This is a genomic window from Bacillus sp. FSL W8-0102, from assembly GCF_038007225.1.
Taxonomy (GTDB): Bacteria; Bacillota; Bacilli; order Bacillales; family DSM-4216; genus Bacillus_O; species Bacillus_O smithii.
In genome coordinates this window covers 1,706,598-1,731,482 of sequence record NZ_JBBOWT010000001.1, presented here as the reverse complement: position 1 = coordinate 1,731,482, position 24,885 = coordinate 1,706,598, and the positions used below count along the sequence as shown (strand labels likewise).

Annotated in this window: 23 protein-coding genes; 3 read left to right on the top strand and 20 right to left on the bottom strand. The window is 41.6% G+C overall.

Going from position 1 to position 24,885, the window contains the following annotated elements; translation table 11 throughout:
- Window positions 1–15: 15 nt before the first annotated feature.
- The 14 genes from N1I87_RS08310 to asd form a co-directional block, all read right to left on the bottom strand.
- Window positions 16–915 carry a helix-turn-helix domain-containing protein gene (locus N1I87_RS08310; RefSeq protein WP_341101322.1) on the bottom strand — a complete coding sequence of 300 codons (900 nt, stop codon included), beginning with the start codon at window positions 913–915 and terminating at the stop codon, window positions 16–18.
- A gap of 18 nt (window positions 916–933) precedes the next feature.
- Complete coding sequence (locus tag N1I87_RS08305; protein WP_048623417.1) at window positions 934–1,725, bottom strand: DUF3388 domain-containing protein; 792 nt, start codon at window positions 1,723–1,725, stop codon at window positions 934–936.
- A gap of 103 nt (window positions 1,726–1,828) precedes the next feature.
- The gene (locus tag N1I87_RS08300) at window positions 1,829–2,086 is read right to left on the bottom strand and encodes a DUF3243 domain-containing protein (protein WP_003352418.1); all 258 of its coding nucleotides are present in this window, start codon (window positions 2,084–2,086) and stop codon (window positions 1,829–1,831) included.
- A gap of 113 nt (window positions 2,087–2,199) precedes the next feature.
- A complete protein-coding gene (gene ymfI / locus N1I87_RS08295; RefSeq protein ID WP_003352419.1) occupies window positions 2,200–2,925 on the bottom strand; it encodes an elongation factor P 5-aminopentanone reductase in 726 nt (241 codons plus the stop codon).
- A 251-nt stretch (window positions 2,926–3,176) separates the two neighbouring features.
- Complete coding sequence (gene yfmH, locus N1I87_RS08290; RefSeq protein ID WP_412677378.1) at window positions 3,177–4,463, bottom strand: EF-P 5-aminopentanol modification-associated protein YfmH; 1,287 nt, start codon at window positions 4,461–4,463, stop codon at window positions 3,177–3,179.
- A complete protein-coding gene (yfmF, locus tag N1I87_RS08285) occupies window positions 4,463–5,743 on the bottom strand; it encodes an EF-P 5-aminopentanol modification-associated protein YfmF (protein WP_341101320.1) in 1,281 nt (426 codons plus the stop codon). Before yfmF ends, yfmH begins: the two co-directional genes overlap by 1 nt.
- 561 nt (window positions 5,744–6,304) lie before the next feature.
- Window positions 6,305–8,614, bottom strand: a complete 2,310-nt coding sequence (locus N1I87_RS08280; RefSeq protein ID WP_327825375.1) for an FtsK/SpoIIIE family DNA translocase — start codon at window positions 8,612–8,614, stop codon at window positions 6,305–6,307.
- Window positions 8,615–8,953: 339 nt separating this feature from the next.
- Complete coding sequence (locus N1I87_RS08275; protein WP_341101318.1) at window positions 8,954–10,330, bottom strand: ISLre2 family transposase; 1,377 nt, start codon at window positions 10,328–10,330, stop codon at window positions 8,954–8,956.
- Between the two features lie 184 nt (window positions 10,331–10,514).
- Complete coding sequence (locus tag N1I87_RS08270) at window positions 10,515–10,736, bottom strand: YlzJ-like family protein (RefSeq protein WP_341101316.1); 222 nt, start codon at window positions 10,734–10,736, stop codon at window positions 10,515–10,517.
- Window positions 10,733–11,482, bottom strand: coding sequence for a ClpP family protease (locus N1I87_RS08265; protein ID WP_003352424.1), 750 nt, complete (start codon window positions 11,480–11,482; stop codon window positions 10,733–10,735). Before N1I87_RS08265 ends, N1I87_RS08270 begins: the two co-directional genes overlap by 4 nt.
- Window positions 11,483–11,582: 100 nt before the next feature.
- On the bottom strand, window positions 11,583–13,250 hold the full coding sequence (locus N1I87_RS08260; protein ID WP_003352426.1) for a ribonuclease J: 1,668 nt from the start codon (window positions 13,248–13,250) through the stop codon (window positions 11,583–11,585).
- Between the two features lie 723 nt (window positions 13,251–13,973).
- Window positions 13,974–14,846, bottom strand: coding sequence for a 4-hydroxy-tetrahydrodipicolinate synthase (dapA, locus tag N1I87_RS08255; RefSeq protein ID WP_003352428.1), 873 nt, complete (start codon window positions 14,844–14,846; stop codon window positions 13,974–13,976).
- 20 nt (window positions 14,847–14,866) lie between these two features.
- Window positions 14,867–16,114 carry an aspartate kinase gene (dapG, locus tag N1I87_RS08250; RefSeq protein WP_003352429.1) on the bottom strand — a complete coding sequence of 416 codons (1,248 nt, stop codon included), beginning with the start codon at window positions 16,112–16,114 and terminating at the stop codon, window positions 14,867–14,869.
- A 32-nt stretch (window positions 16,115–16,146) separates the two neighbouring features.
- Window positions 16,147–17,193, bottom strand: a complete 1,047-nt coding sequence (gene asd, locus N1I87_RS08245; RefSeq protein ID WP_270583314.1) for an aspartate-semialdehyde dehydrogenase — start codon at window positions 17,191–17,193, stop codon at window positions 16,147–16,149.
- Window positions 17,194–17,455: 262 nt separating this feature from the next.
- Here asd and N1I87_RS08240 point away from each other — a divergent pair, with 262 nt between their 5' ends.
- Complete coding sequence (locus N1I87_RS08240) at window positions 17,456–18,658, top strand: transposase (protein WP_096550413.1); 1,203 nt, start codon at window positions 17,456–17,458, stop codon at window positions 18,656–18,658.
- Window positions 18,659–18,837: 179 nt separating this feature from the next.
- Here N1I87_RS08240 and N1I87_RS08235 read toward each other — a convergent pair whose 3' ends face one another.
- The 6 genes from N1I87_RS08235 to N1I87_RS08210 form a co-directional block, all read right to left on the bottom strand.
- Window positions 18,838–19,437: a dipicolinate synthase subunit B gene (locus N1I87_RS08235; protein WP_003352431.1), complete on the bottom strand. Its 600-nt coding sequence runs from the start codon at window positions 19,435–19,437 to the stop codon at window positions 18,838–18,840.
- Window positions 19,434–20,339 carry a dipicolinic acid synthetase subunit A gene (dpaA, locus tag N1I87_RS08230; protein ID WP_341101314.1) on the bottom strand — a complete coding sequence of 302 codons (906 nt, stop codon included), beginning with the start codon at window positions 20,337–20,339 and terminating at the stop codon, window positions 19,434–19,436. Before dpaA ends, N1I87_RS08235 begins: the two co-directional genes overlap by 4 nt.
- A 261-nt stretch (window positions 20,340–20,600) precedes the next feature.
- On the bottom strand, window positions 20,601–20,840 hold the full coding sequence (locus tag N1I87_RS08225) for a YlmC/YmxH family sporulation protein (protein WP_040340808.1): 240 nt from the start codon (window positions 20,838–20,840) through the stop codon (window positions 20,601–20,603).
- Between the two features lie 268 nt (window positions 20,841–21,108).
- Window positions 21,109–21,276 carry a FeoB-associated Cys-rich membrane protein gene (locus tag N1I87_RS08220; protein WP_003352435.1) on the bottom strand — a complete coding sequence of 56 codons (168 nt, stop codon included), beginning with the start codon at window positions 21,274–21,276 and terminating at the stop codon, window positions 21,109–21,111.
- A gap of 16 nt (window positions 21,277–21,292) precedes the next feature.
- Window positions 21,293–23,290 (bottom strand): ferrous iron transport protein B, encoded by a 1,998-nt coding sequence (feoB, locus tag N1I87_RS08215; RefSeq protein WP_341101312.1) that lies wholly within the window; start codon window positions 23,288–23,290, stop codon window positions 21,293–21,295.
- Window positions 23,287–23,514 (bottom strand): FeoA family protein, encoded by a 228-nt coding sequence (locus N1I87_RS08210; RefSeq protein ID WP_003352438.1) that lies wholly within the window; start codon window positions 23,512–23,514, stop codon window positions 23,287–23,289. Before N1I87_RS08210 ends, feoB begins: the two co-directional genes overlap by 4 nt.
- A 259-nt stretch (window positions 23,515–23,773) precedes the next feature.
- On the opposite strand from N1I87_RS08210, the gene N1I87_RS08205 reads away from it, so the two are divergent.
- The gene (locus N1I87_RS08205; RefSeq protein ID WP_048623430.1) at window positions 23,774–24,091 is read left to right on the top strand and encodes a hypothetical protein; all 318 of its coding nucleotides are present in this window, start codon (window positions 23,774–23,776) and stop codon (window positions 24,089–24,091) included.
- A 12-nt stretch (window positions 24,092–24,103) separates the two neighbouring features.
- On the top strand, window positions 24,104–24,865 hold the full coding sequence (gene yidC, locus N1I87_RS08200; protein ID WP_341101311.1) for a membrane protein insertase YidC: 762 nt from the start codon (window positions 24,104–24,106) through the stop codon (window positions 24,863–24,865).
- The last annotated feature ends 20 nt before the right edge of the window (window positions 24,866–24,885 follow it).

The following is a 24,885-nucleotide window of genomic DNA, read 5'->3' as shown; positions in this document are numbered from 1 at the left end:
ACAATTTTAATTAATTTATTGCGCCGATGTACGATTTTGAATGATGATGTCCTGGCGAACGACCTGATTTGCAGGGATTTTATATTGAACGGTTTGACCATTCACTTTAATCTCTGTCGCAGGTGCAAAACCGACCACAATTTTCGCTTGACTGTGGCCTTTCAAATCAAACGTTTGCGTTTGTCCTTTTCGAAGCAAATTAGAAAAATACGATTTTCCGCTTTCATCGGTCACTTGAATCCAGCTTTCACCCGTTGAAGCAATCGATATTTTGAAATCTTTCGCATTCGTCAATTGGTAAACCGTTTGTCGACCACTAGACTGAACAGCTTTCAACTCGGATTGCTCCTTTTTGTTCGCTTCTTTTTTGTCCGTTTTAGACGTTTTTTCTTCTTTCTTCGCTTCTTTTTTCGTTTCTTTCTTCTTGCTGACGGAATTTTCCTTAACAGGCTCTACATTTTTGGATTGCTCCACTTTGACCGTATGATCATTTCCGCTTTTTTCATTTCCGCCGCCTTTTGGAATCAATGCCCATACAAGAAAAATCGCTCCGATAATAAACACAGCTACAATAATCTTCGGCAAATAATCGAAAAACTTTCCCGAAGCCCCGCCGGAAACAGTCCTTCGCGAAGACGGTTCTATCCGCGTCACTCGCTGAGGAATTTCATCTTCATGAGAGTCCGGAATTTCATTTTTATATTCATTGAAAATTTCTTCAGCATCAAGCCCTACAGCCTCCGCGTACTGCTTAATAAAGGCTCGAACATAAAATTTTCCCGGCATCAGATCATATTTTCCTTCTTCAATGCCGGCCAAATATCTTTTTTGAATCTTGGTCATTTCCTGAACGTCATCAAGGGTAAGCCCCTTCGCTTCCCTTGCTTCTTTCAAGCGGTTTCCTAGTTCTGTCACCGTAAACACCTTCCAATTTTAAAAGTCAAATCCTTCGAACTCAGAATTCTGAAAAAGTTGATTTTTATACATCAAGTCGTATGTAATTTCTTCATTTGGATTATTGCGCAATTCGATGATATAGTCAAAATCATCAATGGAATATTCGCTGTTTTGGACAAAAATATCAGGATGCTCAATTACTTTTACGGCCGGGATCCGCATAATTTCTCTAATGAGCTGCCAATGTTTTTCATTTGCTTTCCTTACCGAAACGGCTCCGTCAATAATAAAAATATTTTGGTCGCTGTATTCTTCCCGAAACAATTGACTGCGGACAGTCTGCTTAATCAGCGTTGAAGAAACAAAAAGCCATCTTTTATTGGCGCAGACGCTTGCCGCTACAATGGATTCTGTTTTGCCTACACGCGGCATCCCGCGAATTCCAACCAGTTTATGGCCTTCTTGTTTAAATAATTCCGCCATAAAATCAACCAGTATTCCTAATTCATCTCGCACAAATCGAAAAGTCTTTTTGTCATCAGCGTCATGGGTGATATATCTTCCATGACGAACAGCCAAACGATCTCTTACTTTAGGCTTTCGAAGTTTTACAATTTTAATCGTGTCCATTGTTCGCAAAATGGATTCAAGGCGGACAATTTGTTCTTCCGTTTTAGCCAATAGAAGCATGCCCCGTTTTCCTTGATCAACCCCGTTGATTGTCACAATATTAATTGAGAGCATGCCGAGCAATGAAGAAATATCGCCTAAGAGCCCAGGACGGTTCTTTTGTATTTCGTATTCTAAATACCACTCTTGTTTTTCCATAAAACCCTCCAAGTGACAATCCGGGTGGTAATAAACATCTAGCTATTATGATAAATGATTTTCGCCATTTTTTAAAGAAAAAAAAAGAGAGGGATTTCCCTCTCTAATGAGTCCCGTTATTTTGCACAAGTTTTACCATGACATTAGCAATGGCATGTTGTTCTTCCGGGGAAGCGACAGACCAAAGATCGGCCAACACCCGTTGCTGCTCATTTTTCGGATCTACTTGGTTTGCAAGGTAGTTGCCGATTTGATAAGCAATATCGCTGATTGCTTGCTGATTCATTCCTTGATCTTTCGCTTGATTTAAACGGTCTCCTAGAAAATCTTTCCATTGTTCCCAGCTATCAAGTACAGACATTCATTGAACCTCCCTTTAGTGAGATACAAGTATAGTTTGTAACGTCTGCACAAAAATATACATTCTTAAACCGGGTTTATTCATCTATGTTCGTAAAAGACATTCGTTTTGAATTATGTGTACCAGCCACCGTTCACCGCCAATATTTGACCGGTTATGTAAGAAGATTGATCAGATAACAAAAACGCGATGGCTTCAGCCACTTCCTCCGGGGCGGAAAGCCTCCTCATTGGGATTTCCTCTTTTAAAATCGACAATTCCTCTTCCGACAGCTGTTCGGTCACCATTTTGGTTGCGACTGCTCCTGGCGCCACTGCATTAACGCGGATTCCACTCGCAGCCACTTCTTTGCTTAGCGCCTTTACAAAAGCGATTTGTGCACCTTTTACAGCTGAGTAGGCGACTTCATATGCGGCCCCCGTCTGTCCCCAAATGGAACTGACAAGTACAATTTGGCCTTTCCGTTTCGCAGACATTTTGGGCAATATCGATCGAATGAGCAGCAACGGACTTCGTACATGCACAGCAAGAAGTTCATCCACTTCGACAGTCGACATGTCTTGAAGCAGCCCATAATAGGAATTCCCGCTCGCATAAACGAGGGCATCAACGGAAAAAAGGCTTTCGACCAAAGTGGTGATTCCGTCATCCGTTCTTAAATCTGCTTGAATAGGGATGATTTCTAAACCATATGGTTTGAGATCATTCATCAAGTTTTGGATGGATTCACGGTTTTGATGATAATGAAGGTACAAATTCCATCCGTTTTGGGCCAATACTCGAGCAGCTGCTTGACCAATTCCCCCGCTCGCCCCGGTAATTAAAGCAAACTTTTTCATATTATAAACTTACTCCCTTATTTTTTAACTACAATTCCTTTATAAGTTTACATTTTCTATGTTTGCTGTTCAGCCAATTTGAAAAATTTCATCTCTTAGTAGTAAGACCAAAACACATGGACTCATGGATGAAAAACAAAATCAACTTTTCATCCGCAATAATTTTCCGTACGGATGAAAAGTTGTGATTCATTCAACACAAATTAGATACGTTAGGCGCTTTTTGTCTACTCCTGATATAAAATCGTACGTTATTTGGGTGTAACTTGAAAAGTGGTTAATCGATTAGGAGCAATCAATTCGGCTGCTACTTTTTTTATGTCATCAAATGTCAGTTGTTCAAGAGTTGGCACTACATCAAAAAGATTCATTTCATGAAAAGCGTACCGCGTAAACTGATTGGCAATAAATTCCGGAGAATTCAGCGATCTTAAAAACGCACCAATTTTTTTCTTTTTCGTTCTTTCAAGTGCATCTTCCGTTAAATAAGCGCCTGTTTTCGCGTCCAGTAAAACGGATTGGATGCGTTTAGCAAATTCATCCGGATTCATTGTATCACTGCCAATCATCGCAAAGCCAAATCCCTCTTCCTGCGTGAAATCGAAAAAGAATGAATCGTCAATCAAACCTTTTTCGTACAAGTCAAAATAATTTTGAGAGCTTTTTCCGAACAGCATCTCCAACAATACATTGATGGATAATTCATACCGCAGCATTTCAATTCCTTTAATATCGGTCTTTGCGCCTTTTATGCCCACATAGCACTTCGGCGTTTTTACATCCATAGGTAGAACCCTGAGCTTTTCTTTTACATCTTCCGGTTCTTTTTCAAAGTGACGCCTGATTTCCGGCTGGTTTTGATAGTTCTTTTTCGATTGATTTTCCCTTACTTGATTCATGATTTCTTCCGGATTGACCGGCCCCACAACGAAGAGCAGCATGTTACTCGGATGATAAAAAGTGTAGTAGCATTCGTACAATAGATCTTTTGTGATTTTATCAATGGATTGAATCGTACCCGCAATATCGATGCGAACCGGGTGATGATGATACATATTTTCAATTAAGCCGAAATAAACACGCCAATCGGGGTTGTCCTCATACATGGTAATTTCTTGACCGATGATCCCTTTTTCTTTTTCTACCGTTTTTTCGGTAAAATAAGGATCTTGAACAAAATTAATCAACGTTTCCAAATTTTGCTGCACGTTGGAGGTGCTGGAAAAAAGATAAGTGGTTCTTGTGAAAGTGGTAAAAGCGTTGGCAGACGCTCCTTGTTTGCTAAACTGCTGAAAGACATCGCCATCTTCCTTTTCAAACAATTTATGTTCAAGAAAATGGGCGATTCCATCCGGAACATGGGTGAATTGATCCTTACCGAGCGGAACAAATTCATTATCCACAGAACCGTATTTCGTTGTAAAAGTCGCATAAGTTTTGTGAAATCCTTGTTTTGGGAGAACATAAACGTCAAGTCCATTGCTCATTTTTTCATAGTACAATTCTTCTTGGAGCTGATCAAATTGAATTTTTTCCATCAATTAAGCCCCTCCTGTCCAGATAAAAAGTAAATGGTATCCATTTCAATTTTTTCGGCCACTTTGACAATTTCTGAATCAGATGCTTCCACAATTCCTTGAAGCCAGTCTTCCACTGTGACATTTTTCTTCGCCAGCACATTATGGTAAAGCATTTCAATTAAACCTCGCTGAGTATCAATGGTCTCCAGCAATTGATTATGAATGACCGCTTTCGTTTGTTCGATTTCCTTTTCGGAAAAGTCTCCGTTTTTCATCGCTTCAAGCTGTTCGTGGATGATGGCCACCGCTTTTTCATAATTTTTACTTTCGATGCCGGACATAACCATCATTAGCCCTTTATGGCTTTCAAGACGACTGGAAGCATAATAAGCTAAGCTTTCTTTTTCCCGAACGTTCAAAAACAGTTTTGAATGAGAAAATCCCCCGAATATTCCATTAAATACTTGCAGCGCAAAATAATCGGGATCGCCGAATGACACATGAGTTCGGTATCCAATATTTAATTTTCCTTGCTTTACATATTGCTGCTCTTTCACTACTTTTACTTCCGAACGCGAAGGAATCGAGCGTTTTTTCACTAATTTTGGCTGCCGATCCGACAGTAAGAACAATTGGTCGCAAGCACCTTCCACTTCCTCGAAATCCACATCACCAACGACATATAAATCCAGTTCGTCCTCTCGGAGCGCTCTCTCATAATATTGATACAGACTTTCTGAAGAAATGGAATCGACATCGTCCAAGCGCCCATATGGATGCAACGCATATGGTTCATTTTCACACATTTCCTCTATGAGACGTTGGCTAGCATAACGCATTTTGTCGTCAAACAACGATTGCAATCGCTGTTTTAAAATCCGTTTTTCACTCGTCACGGATGATTCATGAAATCGGCCGTTTTCTGCATTGGGTGCAAATAAAATAGAAGCTAAAAAATCAAGTCCTGTACGTAATAATGGCGTCTTCTCTTTTAAAAATTTTTCATTGGCGAGTTCAATGGAAAAACTCATAATGTGGTATTCGCCTTTTTTGCCAACATCCACAAAAAAATTAGCCCCATACAGCTCTTCCAAATAAGATTGGAGGGATGTGGTTGTCGGATATTTCTTGGAGCTGTTTTGCAGCACGTTAGGGAGAAGGGCTCTTAAAGTAACCGTCTCATTTTCAAGAGGTGCTTTCATCTTCCACACAATTGTATTCGTTTTGTATTGATCGGTTTTGACAAAATGAAGGGTATAGCCCTTTTTCTTTTTGACTATTTCATCCACCACTGTCATCTCTATTTCCTCCTTTTTTATCTCCATCTTCATCAAAGGCATTTTGTTTTTCATCGTTCTAAAACATCATTCAGGATGGCAGCGACATTTGCCCTTAAAGATTGTCAGCCTTTTCTGCTAAACCCACCATGCGGTAAAAACCCATTCGTCTCGCTTTATTTTATGAAAAGTCAATTCAACTATACATGTTATTAACGGTGATTAGCAAGTTTTTCCTCTTATTTAGTTTACATAATATTTTTATGATAACTATCTCGGCCTTTTTCCGAAAGTCCCTTCATTTACATTTTCTTAGAGAATGATTCACTATTACGGAATAAGCTTCAACGATCCATCCAACAGCGGAAAATATTCAGATGCTAGTTCAAAATGCAGCTTTGAGGTGTTTGGTGGAAAAATCGCATTTCAGTTGTAATGGTCACGCTTTTTTAAATATCGTGCTGAGCGCCATAAAACACAGGAGCAAAAGCGATCGAGCAGTCTAATTAATTTCATCAATGACTTCATTTGCCCAATACAAAAGTTCCTTAAAAATGAAAAAAGGCTGCGTTTGCAGCCTTTTTAAGAGGTTTGTTGTTCAGATGGTTTTGGTACTAGCACAGCCCGTGGCTTGCTGCCTTCATAAGGACCGACAACTCCTCTTGCTTCCATTTCATCAATTAATCTTGCCGCCCTCGTATATCCAATTCGAAATCTCCGCTGCAGCATAGAAACGGAAGCAGTTTGCATTTCCGCAACTAATTGAACAGCTTCATCGTACAATTCATCCTCTACTTCTGACGATGTTTCCGGCAAATCATCTGGAATCATATCTTCTTGATACTGCGCTTTTTGTTGCGATATGACAAAATTCACCACTTCTTCGACTTCTTCATCTGAAAGAAAAGCTCCTTGAACCCGTATCGGCTTAGAAGCACCTACAGGAAGAAAAAGCATATCTCCTCGTCCAAGCAATTTTTCAGCGCCACCCATGTCCAAAATGGTTCGCGAATCCGTTTGAGAGGAAACAGCAAAAGCAATTCGTGAAGGAATATTAGCTTTAATCACCCCGGTAATGACATCTACAGATGGTCTTTGAGTAGCGATAATTAAGTGAATTCCAGCCGCGCGTGCCATTTGGGCAAGTCGGGTGATCGAGTCTTCCACATCGCTTGAAGCCACCATCATTAAATCTGCCAGCTCGTCTACAATCACTACAATATAAGGAAGAAGCGGTTGTTTGTCCCCCGTTTCGCTATTATGCCGCCTTACGTGTTCATTGTAGCCTTCGATATTTCTCGTACCGCTGTGTGAAAACAGTTCATAGCGGCGTTCCATTTCACCTACCACTTTTTTTAGAGCTTGAGAAGCTTTTTTCGCGTTGGTCACCACAGGAGCCAGCAAGTGAGGGATTCCATTATAAACATTTAACTCTACCATTTTCGGATCAATCATCATTAATTTGACTTCATGCGGCTTAGCACGCATGAGAATACTTGTAATAATCCCATTAATGCACACGCTTTTACCGCTTCCGGTTGCCCCCGCAACCAGCAGATGGGGCATTTTATTAAGTTCCGCAAGCACTGCTTCACCGGTAATATCGCGTCCAAGTCCGATTAATAATTTGGAATCGGGACGATCGTTGTTTTTGCTTTCGAGCACTTCCCGCAAGCTAACCATCGCTACTTCTGAATTCGGTACTTCGATTCCGATCGCCGACTTTCCGGGGATTGGAGCTTCCATTCGAATATCCTTCGCCGCCAATGCCAATGCAAGATCGTCGCTTAAGCTGACAATTTTGCTAACCTTGACTCCAATATCTGGATGAACCTCATATTTGGTCACAGCTGGTCCTAAGTGTACTTGAGTGACTTTTGCTTTGACGCCGAAACTTTGAAACGTCCTTTCTAATTTAGCCGCATTTTCGTGAATTAAACGATATTCGTTGCTTTGGTCGGTCTTTTTAGGTCTCTTTAACAGAGATATAGGAGGCAGCTGATAATCTTCGTTTTCTACTTCACTAAAGTTCATTGGAGGACCAGAATAAACATCCGATTCTCCTTCTGTTTCCGGTCCTCCGTTGACGATCGAATGAGTTGGATCATCGTTTTCTTCGTTCGCCACTTTATCCGAAAAATCCGTAATGACTGGATGAGTCGGTTCGTTTTGGTTATGGTCTAAAATCACGACGCTGCCTTCATTTTCATCTTCAGTAGGCTTCGCTTTTTTCTCTTGATTTGATTGGTTCCGTCTTTCTCTACGTCCCGACTGCCAGTCTCTTATGTCTTGCAAAAAGGCCTGCCATTGTTCTTTTAAAAATCTCAAAATAGAGAAAAGCAATTTTCCGCAAATGTCGCCAATCGAAATGTTGGTCAAAAGCATAAAACCGATGATAAGAAGAACCAATGACAAGATTTTCGTTCCTAACGCTTCGAATAAAAAATACGAAACAGCTAAAAGCACCGCTCCAATCATCCCGCTGCCAAGATCTGCTGGAAACTCTTGACCTTTTTCTTTCAAATAAATATCCCAAGTATTAGAAATAATACTAGGATTGACAGATCCTCTGCTTTCAAAGGAAGCGATATGATCAAACAGCAGCAAGCTAGCTACGATAATATAAAATCCGAGGAGCCTCCGGTTGAAATAAGTGGGTCTTGTCCGTTTGATCATTAAAAATCCAGCATACACAATGACCATGAGGAATCCTAGTTTATACCATCTCCCCAGCAAAAATTGAAAAACATACACAAAATAGTTTCCAACGCCCAATGGAATAAGTCCAATAATACTGAATGCAATCAGCAAAAGGCCCGCAATTTCATATTTCAATGTCTCTTGAACTTTTTGAGACGACTTTCGTCTTGCTCTTCTTTTCTTTTTTGGCATGATACCATCACCTAGATTAAACAGAGTATGTCATTTTAAAAAAATCCCAATAAATCATTCTTTCGGATGATCGAGATCATTATGGATTATTTGTAAAAAACGAACAAAGAAAGCAGCCTTCAGTTCGGCTGCTAATTTTCACCTATCATTATAGCATATTTGTTCGCATTTACCTAATATTGTTTTGGTGGAGAGTCAGTCAAGACTTTGTGGGAATTTTTTTGGTTCGCTGAAAATAGATGTAAGTCATAGGTTAGCGAACCATTTTTTTGAATTTCATCCGTAAGCGCTTTCGGACTCTCATCCCTTGCCATGACAGACGAATATGTATACCTTTTTTTACCATCCCTTGAATTCAGACAGGGCATGATAGATCGGAGTCCCGGACGATTGCTGTAAATATGGCACGTTATTCCGCGTGATCTCCGGCCAAAGACGGCGGACGCGTTGTTTCGCCTTGTTCACGATCGTCTGTTTGGTGGATGCCGTCGACACCGTTTCCTCCGCCGGATGCGACGATTCTTCTCCTAAACGATGTCCGAAAAGACGAATCCCATCCATCCGGGCAATCATTGCCTTGAAAAACGCCCTGAGTCCCTTGTCTGTCCAACTGCGGCGGTATTTCACCCGATACGCCAGCTGGCTCATCACGCTTTCAGCCCTCCCCATCGGATACATGCCCGTTGTGTCCACTCCTTGCTCCTTCAGCCATTCCCGGTAATCACGGATGCATCCCGGCATCGATTCGATCCGGTGGATCAAGGCAGCCAGCTGTTGTTCTTTCGCTTCGTCCCCCAGCGTGCCGAGGGCGCTGTTCAGTTCCACAAGCAGCTTCTCTTCATCCTGCTTCGCCAGCTTTTGCCGAATCGCCTGCCACCGTGGATGGCCCGAGAGGCATTGGCGCAACTCACGCGCCACGTGGAATCGATCCAATTGGAAGCAGACCCGTCCTTTGAAATACTCCCGGCACGCGGTAATCCATGGAGCGCCGTCCCCGTTGATGACAAGAAGATCCCGACACGGATCATAGGCATATTCGTTCATCAAAAATTCCTCGAAGCCTTCCCACACCTCCCCCTTGCCCTCATGGACGTAATGGCGCTGATTCACGAATTCGATCCGTGAGCCGTTGCGCTTCCATCCTTCGTGAACGGTCAGGATTTTGTCTTCCTTGGCCCGTTTTCCCTTCCCTTGGCGAGAGACAAACAGTCCATCGGCCTCCACAAACAGCACCCGTCCATATCGCTGGTCAACCGGGCAGTGCAGCGGAACTTCAGCCTCGAGCACCAACTGGCGGATCGTCTCATGGCTCATCACCGGATACCCGACCATCTGGGCAAGCGTATGAGCCGCTTTGCGATAGGAAGAGCACTCCACAGCCAATCCCATCGCCGTTTCTTCTAGACAAGGGCTGATTGACTGCGATCCATCAAACGCTAAAAAGGAATCAAGCAAAAACGTGTAACGGTTTTGTTCTCGGTCTAAATAGTAGTTTCGCTCAAAGGTAACTTCGCCAAACAAGGTTTGAATCGTGGTGCGTCGTTTGTCTTTCAAGTGGTACCGGCGCTTGTCCCGGGTTTCCGCCAATTGTCGGTCGATGTCCTCCAACAGAGCCGTAAACAGCTCGGTGAAGGCGTTTTGCAAGGCTCGAAACAAATCAAGTTCGATCTCTTTCCATGTCAACGAATTTGTGGTAAGATGTTGTTGAATATTCATAGGACTCTCTCCTCCTGTTTGATGGTGTGAACAATGATCATCTTACCAGGGAGAGAGTCCTTTTTTCATGTTTCCTGCTTGGGATCCTACCGCGCTTTGCTTGGTGGCCCCGATGAGGGGGATTGCGAACCTACGTTCCCAACCCCCTCATCGGGGAATTCTAAGAATTTCTCCCACAAACATTTTACTCACACTTTGGTGGATATGGCAAATACTGCCCCGGTACAATTTGCTGATTTAAATAATCGTTTGGATTTGTGCTTAAAACACGAAGGATACGCATTTGTTGTTCTTCTTTCTGCACCATCAACGGAATCCCCTGCCACGTTACCGTTTCAACGGCTTGAAATTCTTCTTGTAAAGCTGGAAAAATGAGTTCTTTTGGAATCGGGGTATACAAAATCATTGGATCATCCCTTTGTCAGCCTTTTTCTTCGCTTCAATCAATTCATTCAGTTTTTTCATGGCGGATCCTAATCCGCCTACTTCATCGATTAACCCTGTTTCCACTGCATCGCGGCCAACAACATTCGTTCCAATATCACGAGTAAGATTTCCGGTGGCAAACATCAAATCCCGGAATGTTTTTTCTTGAATATGAGAGTGGCTTGTCACGAACTTGATGACTCGTTCTTGCATCTTATCCAAGTATTCAAACGTTTGCGGAACTCCGATAACAAGACCCGTTAAACGAATAGGATGTATCGTCATCGTGGCCGTCTCCGCGATAAAAGAATAATCGCAGCTTACCGCAATAGGCACCCCGATGGAATGCCCCCCGCCCAGGACAACGGAAACCGTTGGCTTCGATAAAGACGCAAGCATTTCAGCAATGGCCAACCCAGCTTCCACGTCCCCGCCGACTGTATTCAATATGACGAGCAGCCCTTCGATTTTAGGGTTTTGCTCGATCGCAACAAGCTGCGGAATTAAATGTTCGTATTTGGTCGTCTTATTCTGAGGAGGCAATTGGATATGTCCTTCGATCTGGCCGACGATTGTCAGGCAGTGAATATTCGAATCGTTGGAAAGCTCCGGGACATTCGTTTGTCCAAGTTGCTGAATTTTTTCCATTAAAGTGGAAGAGGTATTTTGCTCATTCTCCTCCTCATGCTTGGACGGTTCTGGATTCGTTCCTTCAAGCTCTGCCATGGATTGCAACTCCTTTTAACGGTGATGCTTTTATTATTCACGATCGTTTCGTTTTCATACTCATAAAAAAATCACCGAATTTCATCGGTGATTTTATCGATTATATTTCCATAATGATCGGCAATATCATCGGACGGCGTTTCGTTTTTTCAAACAAAAACGTATTTAATTGATCACGAATGGCTTGTTTAATATTCGACCATTCAATGACGTCGTTTTCCATATTCTTTTCAACGATTTGCGAAATTAACGATGTCGATTCTTCAATCAACTTTTCCGATTCTCTTACATACACAAAACCTCTGGAAATAATTTCTGGACCGGAGGCAATTTTTTTCCGTTTTTTATCCAACGTGACGACTACAATAAATATTCCATCTTGTGATAACAGTTTGCGGTCGCGCAATACAATATTGCCAACATCGCCAACTCCGATGCCATCGATTAAAACATTGCCTGCTTGCACTCGTCCGCCGACTTTGAAAGCTTTATTCTTGATTTCAATGACTTCCCCTTTTTCAGGAATATAAATTTGACGTTGCTTCAATCCAACATTTTCGGCCAATTTAGCATGAGCAATCAGCATCCGATATTCGCCTTGTATAGGGATAAATAATTGCGGTTTCATCAGATTCAGCATAAATTTCAAATCTTCTTGGCTGCCGTGGCCAGAATCGTGAACTTCGCGGTGATTGGTTAAAACATTAGCTCCCGCTCGAAACAAGAGATCCACCGTTTTGGCCATTAACAATTCCAGCCCCGGCGTTGCATTAGCGGTAATAAACACCGTATCTCCTTCTTTTATATTGACCAATTTATGAGTGCCTTTCGCCATTTTTTGCAAGGCCTCAATCGGTTCTCCCTGAATGCCCGTCGTCAATATGACTAGTTCGTTGTCAGGATGCTGATTGATTTCTGTAATATCGACCAGCATATTATCCTTCACATCTAAATAGCCGAGTTTCAAAGCAATTTCATAAACCCGTTGCAGGTTTTTTCCTGAAACCGCGACTTTCCGATGATTCTCATATGCTGCTTGGAATACTTGCTGAATCCTGATCAGATTGGATGCATAGGAAGCTACAATAATACGACCTTTGACAGAATGAAAGGCATCAGACAAGTGTCGAGCCATCACACCTTCCGATACTGTATGTCCCGGTCTTTCGGCTTCTGTGGAATCCGATAAAAGCAGCAATACTCCTTTTTCGCCAATTTCGGCCATCTTTCCAATATCCGGTTTATAAAAACCTTTTGCTTCTTGGTCAAACTTAAATTCGCCCGTATGAACAATAGCGCCTTCGGACGTATGGATGCAAATCCCGACAGAGTCAGGGATGCTGTGCGTCGTTCGGAAAAAAGTCACGTCGACCGTATCGAACCGCAAACGGGAATCGGAATGGATAGTATAAAATTTAACCGATTCAATCCCTTTTTCTTGACGAAGCCGATCTTTGGCCAAAGCTAATGTTAACTTCGTTCCATAAACAGGTGCTTTGATTTTCCGAAGCACATAGCCTAGTGAACCAATAGCATCCTCATGACCGTGTGTAAGAAAGATGCCTTTCACTCTGTCTTTGTTTTCTTCCAAGTATGTAATATCTGGGATGACAACGTCGATTCCGAGCATTTCATTTTCAGGGAACATCAAGCCGGCATCGATGACAAAAATTTCATGATCCACTTCGATCACGATCATGTTTTTCCCGACTTCTCCTACTCCTCCCAATGGGATCACTTTAATACTCTCATTTTTTCTTTTACTCAATGTTTAAATCCTCCTATGTTGACTTCTCTAATCCGCCCCGCTGCCATTAGTAATATTATATCGGATGCCATTTTTAAAATCCAACACTATTCTTTCTACTTTCATTCGACAAACTTTTTGAATGCTCCAAGCTTTAATTTTTAATGCATAAATGAAAAGGTCCCACTTCCAACCCAAACGCTTTATGTGTTGAAGCAGAATTCATAAGAATTACCTTTATATGAGTTATTCTGTCTATTCGGATTAATCCGTGAAAAAAGGATTCATATCCCCTTTATAATTGAGTTTATAGGAAGAGAAATCTAGTTGTCTAGAAAAAATGAAAAGGCTTGATCCTTCACGTTTCCATATAAAAAACAAGAACTGGTTAAGCTCGTGTTCTTTATATCAGAAAATGTGAGGACCAAACCTTTATCGAGAACGATATCTATCTAACGGGATATTCCCATTTCTTCAGGGTGACGAACGAATCTAATTTGATTTTGACCAAATGATGGTCGATTCCCCTTATTTCCATCACCGCAAGTATATTTCACGTCCTAAGCACACATGGTACGAGCAACATTTCTTCACGTTCAAACGATGTTGTTCTTATATTTCATATCCCAATTAAAGAGACAAAAAACGAAAACATTCCGATTGAAAAACACGTCCATTCCCCGAATGAAGGACTCCTGCAGTTCACGTAATCTCTCTATTCCAGAAATAAAAAAGCGGAAGTTTTTATAAACGATTAAGCAATTCTGCCAGTTTGTTTCGTTCCTCTTCCGTTAACGGCACAAGCGGAAGACGTACAGGTCCCGGATCCATTCCTTTCATTTGCAGTGCTGTTTTGACCGGAACAGGACTCGGCGCAGCAAACAGCCCTCGCATAAGAGGAAGAAGTTTTTGATGAAGTTTTGCCGCTTTGGAAAGATCACCGTCGAAAAAGGCCGTAATCATTTCCTGCATTTCATTTCCCACGATATGGGAAGCAACCGAGATAACTCCGTTTCCTCCGATCGCTAAAACAGGAAGCGTCAAAGCATCATCTCCACTGTAAAGGGCAAAATCATCGTCTGTATTGGCGATAATTTCTGCCATTGCATCTAAGTTTCCGCTCGCTTCTTTTACTGCCACTATATTAGGAATACGAGAAAGCCTAATCACCGTTTCAGGCTGCAACGTAACACCTGTTCTCCCCGGCACGTTGTAAAGGATGATCGGCAAAGAGGTTGCTTCTGCAACCGTTTTGTAATGTTGGTACAACCCTTCTTGATTCGGCTTATTATAATATGGGGTCACGAGCAGAATTGCATCTACTCCGACTTCCTCTGCTTTTTTCGTCAACTCAACAGTAGCTTGTGTATTGTAGGAGCCAGTACCGGCAATGATCGGTACGCGCCCGTTTGCTACTTTTTTTACGTGTTGAAACAGAGCGATTTTTTCTTCCGTTGTTAAAGTGGGCGATTCTCCCGTCGTGCCTGAAACAACAAGAGAATCCGTCCCATTTTCAATCAAATATTCGACCAGCTGAGTTGTTTTTCGGAAATCTATATTTCCTTTTGAATCAAAGGGCGTAACCATTGCGGTCGAAATCCGACCTAAAGAAACCATCTTTTTTCCCCCCTCTTTTTTTAAATGTTGATGGTTGCTTCGTATTCATTTTGTTCATCTTCTAAATGAAAAGCACTGTGCAAAGCATTTACTGCTTTAACAAGATCTTCTTTTTTGACAAGCACCCAAATGGTGGTATGGCTATCCGCTGATTGCAATATTCGTACTCCTTCTTCAGACAGAGCGGTCACAATCTTCGCTGTAACTCCAGGAACTCCCGTCATTCCAGCTCCTACAACCGAAACTTTCGCGCATCCTTTTTCGACAATAGGCTCATAACCAAGTTCTTTCAAAATCGTTACAGCCCGGTCTGCCATGTCTTCTTGTACAGTGTATACCACACCTGTCGGCGAAATATTGATAAAATCAACGCTGATTTTTTCATTAGCCATCGCTTTAAACACTTCGGACTGCAAATCATATTGATCTTTCTTCGCTTTCACTTTGATTTGTGCTATATCAGAGACATGAGCAATTCCAGTCACTAGCCTTTCTTTTATATCGGTGCCTTTATTCTGTTTGCTCAGCGTTGTGACAAGCGTTCCTACTTCATCGGAGTATGTGGAACGAATGCGGATTGGCACTTTCGCCTGCATGGCAATTTCTACTGCACGCGGATGAATGACTTTTGCTCCTTGATAAGCCATATTGCACACTTCATTATAAGTAACAACCGATAAAGGCCGGGCATTTTCGACAATACGAGGATCAGCCGTCATAATCCCATCCACGTCCGTGAATATGTCGATCCATTCTGCGCCTAATGCAGCTCCAAGCGCAGCCGCAGACGTATCACTACCGCCACGTCCGATCGTTGTGATCTCACCATATTTGTCAGCACCTTGGAATCCGGCGACTACAACCGCATCGTGAGTTTCCAGTTCCTTTTTAACCCGATCACATTTCATTTCCAGAATCTTCGCATTGGTATAATCGCTGTTTGTCAAGAAGCCGGCCTGCGCCCCTGTAAGAGCGACAGCGGAAATATCGTGCTCAAGAAGCATATTCGTAAAGACAAGGCTAGAAATGATTTCTCCGCACGACATTAGCAAATCTTGTTCGCGTTTGCTTAGCTTAGTCCGCGCCCCTTCCACCAGGGAAAGGAGCGTATCAGTCGCATACGGCTCTCCTTTGCGCCCCATGGCGGAAACGACAACGACTACTTTATATCCTTCATTAATTGCTTTTTGAATATGTCTTTTTGCGCTTAATCGTGACTTTTCATCACGTACAGATGTCCCGCCGAATTTTTGTACCACTATTTTCAATTGACTACACCTCGGCATTCCATTCAAGTTGTTTACTTCAATAATCCCATTTCAATTAAAGTTTCAGCGATTTGGACAGAATTCCATGCTGCTCCTTTTAATAGGTTATCAGAAACGACCCACATATGGAAGCCTTTCTCTTCATCTAAATCTTTGCGGATTCGTCCTACAAACACTTCATTCTTTCCGACGGAATCAGCAGGCATCGGATAAATTTGTTCAGCTGGATCGTCCTGTAAAACCGCTCCTGGTGCAGTCTTAATCAACTCTTGTATGTCGCGGGCTGTGACTCCTTCTTTTTCAATTTCGAAATAAACGGATTCAGAGTGCCCGACAGCTACCGGCAATCTCACACAGGTTGCGGCAATTTTCAACTCAGGCAAATGCATGATTTTTTTTGTTTCATTGATCATTTTCATTTCTTCAAACGTAAAGCCATTATCCTGAAATTTATCAATTTGCGGAATGGCATTAAAGGCAATTTGATAATGTTTTGGATCTGAAGCAACGGGCAAAACGGCCGGTGTAAATTCTTCTCCATTGATAATGGCTTTCGTTTGTTCATTCAATTCGTTGATGGCTTTGGCTCCCGCTCCTGATACAGCTTGGTAAGTAGAAACGATTACTTTTTTCAGCCCGTATTTTTGGCGAATCGGTTCAAGCGCGACTACCATTTGGATAGTGGAGCAGTTTGGATTGGCAATAATTCCTTTATGTTTCTTTAAATCTTCTTTATTCACTTCAGGTACCACTAACGGAACTTCCGGATCCATCCGAAAAGCGCTTGTATTGTCTATGACAACTGCTCCTCTTTTAGCAGCTTCCGGGGCGAGCTGTTTTGAGACGCTTCCTCCTGCGCTAAACAATGCAATATCTACGCCTTCAAAACTTTCCGGCTTAGCTTCTTGAACAGTAATCTCCTCATTTTTAAACGTAAGGGTCTTTCCCGCTGATCGGGAAGAAGATAAAAGTGTCAGTCTCCGAATTGGAAAATTTCGCTTTTCCAACGTTTCAATCATTCGTTGTCCTACTGCACCTGTTGCGCCAACTACTGCTACGTGAAAACCATTGTTCGTCAATCTAATCTTCTCCTTCCAGTTTCTCCTTATTACGCGTCGTAAACGTAAGGGAAACGAACAGCTCCTTAAGACATAACATATTCCTTGAATTGTTATTATTTTATCACATTAAAAGATAATGAGAATACTAATTTGAGCATTTTGCATATTTTTTGACCCAAGAGCCATAAGGATTTCAAAGACATAAAAAAGGACTTCACCCCTAAAATGTAGAATTTTTGAAGTGACGAAACAACAAAAAATTCAAAAGGAGGAAGTCACTTTGTATATTCTACAAGAAAGCCTATTTTCCTTTGAAGAACTGCAAAAATTAGAGTCAAAAGAGAAATTACCTATCTTTTTTAGCTCGCTTGATTTACGCCCTTATGCTAAACAGTTGAGAAGTTCTTCACCCCGAGGGGCTGACGGTCATTCCAGAGAAGGGATTCTAAGGGCTCTCATCGCTGCCCCACTCGAAGGCATCGACACCTTTACCGCCCTTCATCATCGATTGGATAAAGACCTTCGTTTCCGTTATCAATGCGGTTTATCGATTGATCGCCCCGCACCGTCTATCTCCACTCTCAGCCGGGTTTTTGCGGCACTTACCAAAAAAAAGCTGGCTGAAAAGATCTTCCTTGACTTGGTACAGTTAGCTCAGGAGGAAGGAATAATTGACGGCAGCCACCAGGCCATCGACAGTGCCGCCATTGATGCCTATGAAAAGAAACAGCCCAAAAAGCGTAGTGAACAAACGGGTAATGCCAATTGGGGCGCAAAATATGATTCCTTCGGCAATAAAATTACCTGGTTTGGCTATAAGATGCATCTTTCAGTCGATACCGCAAGCGAACTGCCAATGGCCATAAAAGTAACCCCTGCCCATGTGAACGATGGAGAAGTCGCACCAGAATTAATAGAGCAAGTGGCAGAGCGTACCAAATCCAAAATTGAATTTCTGATCATGGATGGCGGATATGACCAACTAAAAAACTATGAATCAGCCAAAAACATTGGAGCGCAAGCCATTATCCCGCTCAATTTGCGCAACGAAAAAGAGCCTCCTGAAGGGATTTCTTCCAATGGAACTCCGCGTTGTTCCATGGGTTATGAAATGACTTATTGGGGAGCTGATAAGGACCAGCTCAAGTTCAGATGTCCTCACGCAACCGGCAAAGTGGATTGCCCATTAGGAATGGCAGCCTGTTCATCTTCCAACTATGGAATGGTGGTAAAAGTCGACATCAAAAAGGATGTGCGCCGATATTCCAATCCGCACCGTGATACAAAACGTTGGAAAGAGCTTTACAACGAGAGGACAAGTGTAGAACGCTGTAATTCAAGAATGAAAAGCTACCTTACGGCGAACTCCCTACATGTATGGGGAATTGAGAAAGTAAAGAGCCATATTTACCTGAACGCTATTGTATTACTTGTTTCAGCGCTAGCGATGGCAAAGGAAAATAAAGGGAAGAAAGCCGCTTAAAAAAATTCAATGTGAAAAATTCTGCAGGTATGCCCAAAAACAGGATTATTGTAATATTTTGTAAAATAACATGCTGGTAGCTATTTGTCGAGTGCTTTATTTTTTATACTTTTATCCAAAAAATCTAATTTTGCAAAATGCTCAATTTAAAAAAGTTGTTGAAAATGAGGAGATTTTACTTACACGCTGTCATGGAACCTTTCAATAATCACTGGCTGAAGTTGTTTTCCTTCCAAAGCTTTTTCTACTGTCTCCTGCAACAAAGACATACGTGCTACCATAGAAGTCGGCTTTTGGACAGGATCATCTTGACCAAACGGGATAAAAAAGATATTTTTCGATGCCATTAAACGCATAATATTCACCCCGTTTAATCCAAGAGCATCATTCGTAGATATGCCAAGAACAACCGGTTTTTGATTTCGCAGAGTCGCTTTAGCCGCCATCAGCACCGGTGAATCTGTCAATGCATTGGCAAATTTACTAATCGAGTTTCCCGTCATCGGTGCAATAATCATGCAATCGAGCGGTTTTTTCGGTCCGAGCGGTTCCGCTTCCACAATGGTGTTAATGACTTTATTGCCTGTTACTTTCTCTATTTTCTTTACCCATTCTTCTCCTTCACCAAATCTCGTGGATGTATTTTGGACTGTATATGTTACAATCGGCACCACTTCTGCTCCTGTGTTCGTCAGTTTTTCCAATTCCGGAAACACCTCATCATACGTACAATGCGATCCTGTCAGTCCGAAACCAATTCGTTTTCCTTTTAACGTCATAAGGAAATATTCTCCTTTCGTTGAAAAACATCTTCTTTTAAAAGCTTTGCCAACACATTGGCCAAAATTTGCCCGGCTGTTTTGGGTGCGACTATTCCCGGAAGACTGAGTGCCGATATGGCTTTTATTCCTCGTTTTTCCGCATAGCGAAAATCGGTTCCACCCGGTTTGGAAGCTAAGTCGATGATAATAGTATGGGATGGCATGTTGGCAATTACGGAAGCCGTTACTACTAAATGCGGAATAGTATTGATGACAATATCCGCATCACGAACCATATTTTTTAAATCTTTAAGATGGAAAGGCGTCATTCCCATTTCAGATATTCTTGCTAAATGCTCACTTTTTCTTGCCCCCACTTTCGTATTTGCCCCCAATTGATCAAAGGCTCTTGCCACACTCATTCCGACTCTGCCAAAGCCGAGAACGACGACATTCGAACCGTGAATCGTGAAATCTGTATTTTGAATAGCAATCATAATCGCTCCTTCAGCGGTTGGAATCGAGTTATAAATAGCGACATCATCACGTTCAAATAATTTGACCAATTTTCGGTTTGTTTTTTTGGTTAAATCGTTCAAGTATTGATTGCTAATACCTGAATAAACGGTGCAATGTTGGGGAGTGGCTTGGAGCATATCTTTTGTAAGGACAACCCGCTCATCAGAAAAAATGGTTTCAACCACTCCCTCATGATTGGTTCCCGCTACAGGCAATATGATGGCATCAATTTCGAAAAAAGGAATGTCCTCCATTTTCTCTTTCACAGCCCCGGGATAAGCATGATTCAATTGTTCAAATCCGGCTAAAAACAATTTGGCGTCTAATTCTGTTAATTTTGTGATGATTTCCAATTCGCGGGCATCTCCGCCGATTACTGCAATTTGCATGCCTGTTAACATATTGAACCCCCTTTGATGATCATAAGCTCTATATTTACTTTTTTATTGTATGAAGATGGGTATCAATAGGTGTAATGAGGAGGAATTTTGCGGAGAATCAGGACAGCTTTTTCGTTTTCCGGTGTTTTTATAAAAGAAACTCATTTTCACCCACTAGAGAATGCGTGTCAGCATGCAGTCTAAAACGGAGGCATTTCCTTTCATAAACAAAAAAAGATCTGGTTCACCCGAAGGATTTGAACCAGACCTTTTTGTAATCTATTAAGACTGTTCAGGCACTTCTAATATAATCATATCAGAGCCGATCGTTTTGATACGTTGCCATGGCACGCGAATCTCGGCATTCTGTTTTTTAACCAGCCGTTTACCGGTTGGAATAACCAATTCATAGATTTGGCCGGTTTTTTCGTTAAATTCCAAATCCGTTTGCCCTAAGACACCTAGTCTTTCTGCTTTTTTCAAATCGACGATTTCTTTTCCGCTTAATTCGCTAAGTCGCATATTCATCACCTTTAATCCCTTTTACTACAATGTATCAGCCGAAATAAAAATTTAGAACTGGAAACGAAAGTGGAAGAAACCTTTTTGTCGCGCTCAAAACGTTTGAAAGATTTGATCCTTTTATATTTGATAGAAGAAATGTTTATTAAAAAAGAACCCGCCATTAAGCGGATTCTGTCCATTATCATCTTTATCGCCCATATTCCGATACAATTTCAATGGCATGAAATAAAAAGTCCATACGTGTTTTTTTATTCCTGGTATAACGTCAATGAGAGATAGACTCTTTCTTGACCGTTTCACATTTCGTTGTGCATTTGTCTTTTAGAGAACAGTGAGCACAATACCCGCCTTGTTTCGTTCTTTGAATATATCGATATAAAGTGTAACCGGCATAGCCGAAAACCACTGCCCCAATGAAACTACTGATGATCATCACGCCTTCACTTCCTTTAGATGAATAGTTGTCCGCCTTGATAAATGATGAAAGATAATAGATAGGCAATAGCCAATCCATATCCGATCGAAAAGAATGTCCACTTTTTCGAACCCGTTTCGTGTCGAATGGCAGCAACCGTCGCCACACATGGGACATACAGCAAAATAAATACGATAAAACTATAAGCGGATAACGGAGTAAAGTTCCCCGTAATAACGCCTTTTAAGGACGAGGTGTTTGCCGCATGGTAAATAATATTCATCGTCGACACGACCACTTCTTTTGCCAGAAAACCTGTTAGTAAACTGCTAGCCGCCTGCCAAGTACCAAATCCCAGCGGAACAAGCAAAGGAGCGATTAAACCTCCAATTTTCGCTAAAAAGCTTTCGTCCATAGAAACCCCAACGCCTCCGGGACCCATATAAGAAAGCAGCCAAATAAACACCGAGCCTCCAAAAATAAACGTACCTGCCTTGCGTACAAAGCCTTTGCCTTTGTCCCAAGTACTGAGCCATAGCGTTTTCCATTGTGGTACTCGATACGGCGGAAGTTCAATGACAAAAATGGAAGCTTCGTTTTTTAGAACGGTGCTGGAGAACAATTTTGCCAATAAGAATGCGACCGAGATTCCAAGTACATATAATGAGAACACGATTTCCCCTTGATGGTGATCAAAAAACGCTCCCGTAAACAAGGCATAGACGGGAAGCCTTGCCGAACAGGACATGAGAGGCGTCAGTAAAATCGTAAGCAGCCGTTCTTTCGGCTGTTCGATCGTTCTCGCGGCCATCACGCCGGGGACGTTGCAACCGAAACCAATGACCATCGGAATAAAAGCTTTGCCGTTTAGTCCGACTTTTTCCATCAATCGGTCCATCACTAACGCCGCTCGAGCCATATACCCGGAATCTTCAAGGAAAGAAATAAAGAAAAATAACACAAAAATTTGCGGTATAAACACTAAAACTCCACCGACTCCTCCGACAATTCCATTAAGCACCAACGCCCGCACAAACGGCCCGGCATGGATAGAAACCAACAATTGTTCCATCCACTTTGTAAGCGGACCGTTAAAAAAACGGTCCAACATGTCCGAAAGCGGAGTACCGATCCAATTAAACGTCATCATAAACAATAAATACATAAAAGCGAGAAAGATCGGAACCCCCAAAATTTTATGAGTAAGAACGTCATCTATTCGTTTTGTCCAGTTGACGGCAGATGCTTTCTCCTCCATGACGACGCATTCGTTGACGATTTGACTGATCCAATTTTTTCTTGTATTGAATATCGAACGGCTCACCGTGGAGTCGCCATGTTTTTTCAGCTCCTGATTGACCGCCTCAATCTGCTGTTTCAGCTCTTCTTCTGAAATCCATTCTTGAGCAAATTCCATCGCATATGGATTTTGTTCAAGCAAATGCAGAGCCAGCCACCGCGCCGAAAAAGGCAGATTCTCCGGCAACAAACGAACGATCGAATCAATGGCCCTTTCTACCATATCACCATAGAAAATAGCAATAGGCTTTGTTTGAATCGTTTGATTTAATAACACGCTAATTTCCTGACATCCCTCTCCTTTTCGAGCAATGACGGGGATAACAGGCACACCCAATCGTTTGGAAAGAAGCCGGTCATCAATTTTCAAACCTCTCCGCTCTGCAACATCGACCATATTCAGGCAAAGAATAAGCGGTTTTCCGTATTCCAGAAGTTGGACTGTCAACTGCAAATTCCGTTCCAATAACGATGCATCTACAATATTTAATAGTGTTTGCGGATGTTCATGAAGCATAAATCGAATGACAACTGCTTCGTCTTTTGATAGAGGATGAAGTGAGTATACTCCCGGTAAATCGATTAAAAATCCATCTTCTGTTTTTAACTTGCCAATCTTTTTCTCTATCGTCACACCGCTCCAGTTTCCCACGTGTTCGTAGGAACCTGTCAAGCTGTTGAACAAAGAAGTTTTTCCGGTATTCGGATTTCCGATGAGTGCTGTCTGGCTCATATCTTTTTCACCTTAATTTTCCTGGCATCTTTGCGACGAATTCCAATCATTTGGCCGGAGCATTCTAATAGACATGGTCCTCCAATCGGCAAAATGCGGTGTAATGTCACATATGATCCTTCGTCTAACCCTATATGCAATAAGCGCTTTTTCACAAGTTGCTGTACTCCTTCTAAAGTAGTGATATAAGCGCTTTCTCCTTCTTTCAATTCAGTTAGCGTCATAACCAAACCCTTCCTTTAAAATGAACGAGCACTTTTCATCCATTTGATTCTCATGAAATTACAAAATCGAATTAAGAATGATAATACTTCTCAATAACTCTCAATTCATTTTAACACGAATAAGAAACATAGGGAAAATCATTTTTTTGAAATTTTCTTTAAAAGCAATAGGGATCTTTCAAGCAGCATGTTTCATAATTAATTGAATACAAATGAATTTTCATGTATAATTTTTTTAGTTTGCAAAAGGAGAGTCGCCATGATAACGATTATGAGTGATAATTTGACGGATCTTGCCTTTTACTCTCTCTATATGAGCTTGGTTCTCCATTTTGTGTTCGCGCTGACTCTTCATTGGATTGTCAAGTACTCTTCGAAGAAAACATGCTACACAATAGCTGAACGGACAACTCAAGAAACGGTATTGCTTTCCATCAAGCAAAATACCATTCTCCCTGCTGTTCGGTTTGTGTCTTGGCTGCCGAAGTCTGTTTGCCGAAAAGAATCGGCGCGTGATAACGAAGATCATTATATTCCTTCTCTTTCTGCCGCATCTGTTTGGAATTTTTCTTATTGAGGAGGATGTATGTTGAAAAAATACTTTTCGTTATTGACCTCTATTCTTTTTTCTTCTGTTCTTTTATCCGGGTGTTCCAGCGCCCAACAAAAGGGACATTTTTTTCATGATTACTTTGTAGAACCATTCGTAAAATTGATTCATGCCATCGGTTCCTTTTTGGGCGGAAATTATGCTTTAGCGATCATCGTGATCACGTTGCTTGTGCGAATTATATTGATGCCGCTTATGTTGAACACCATGAAAAAACACCAAGAAATGAAAGAAAAAATGGATAAAATTAAACCGGAAGTGGAAAAAATTCAGAAACGCATAAAATCGGCTAAAACAAAAGAAGAGCAGATGAAGCTGCAGCAAGAAATGATGCAGCTATATCAAAAACACGAAATCAATCCTTTTTCAATGGGCTGCCTTCCGATTGTGATCCAAATGCCGATTTGGATGGCTCTCTATTATGCAATCCGAATTTCTGAGGATATTAAAAAAGCGGACTTTTTATGGTTTAAATTAGGACATCCTGATATTCCCATGGCCATTATCGCCGGAATTATGTACTATTTCCAATTCCGTGTTTCCATGATAGGTGTTCCGGAAGACCAGAAAAAACAAATGCAAATCATGGGGCTAATGTCTCCGTTGATGATTTTGTTCATTTCGTTCTCAACCCCGGCTGCACTGCCGCTTTACTGGGCTGTCAGCGGATTGTTTCTAATTGGACAAACATGGTTGTCGAAGAAATTTTACGAAAAACAAAAAGCACGTGAAGGACAATAAAAAACGATTCATTTTGAACT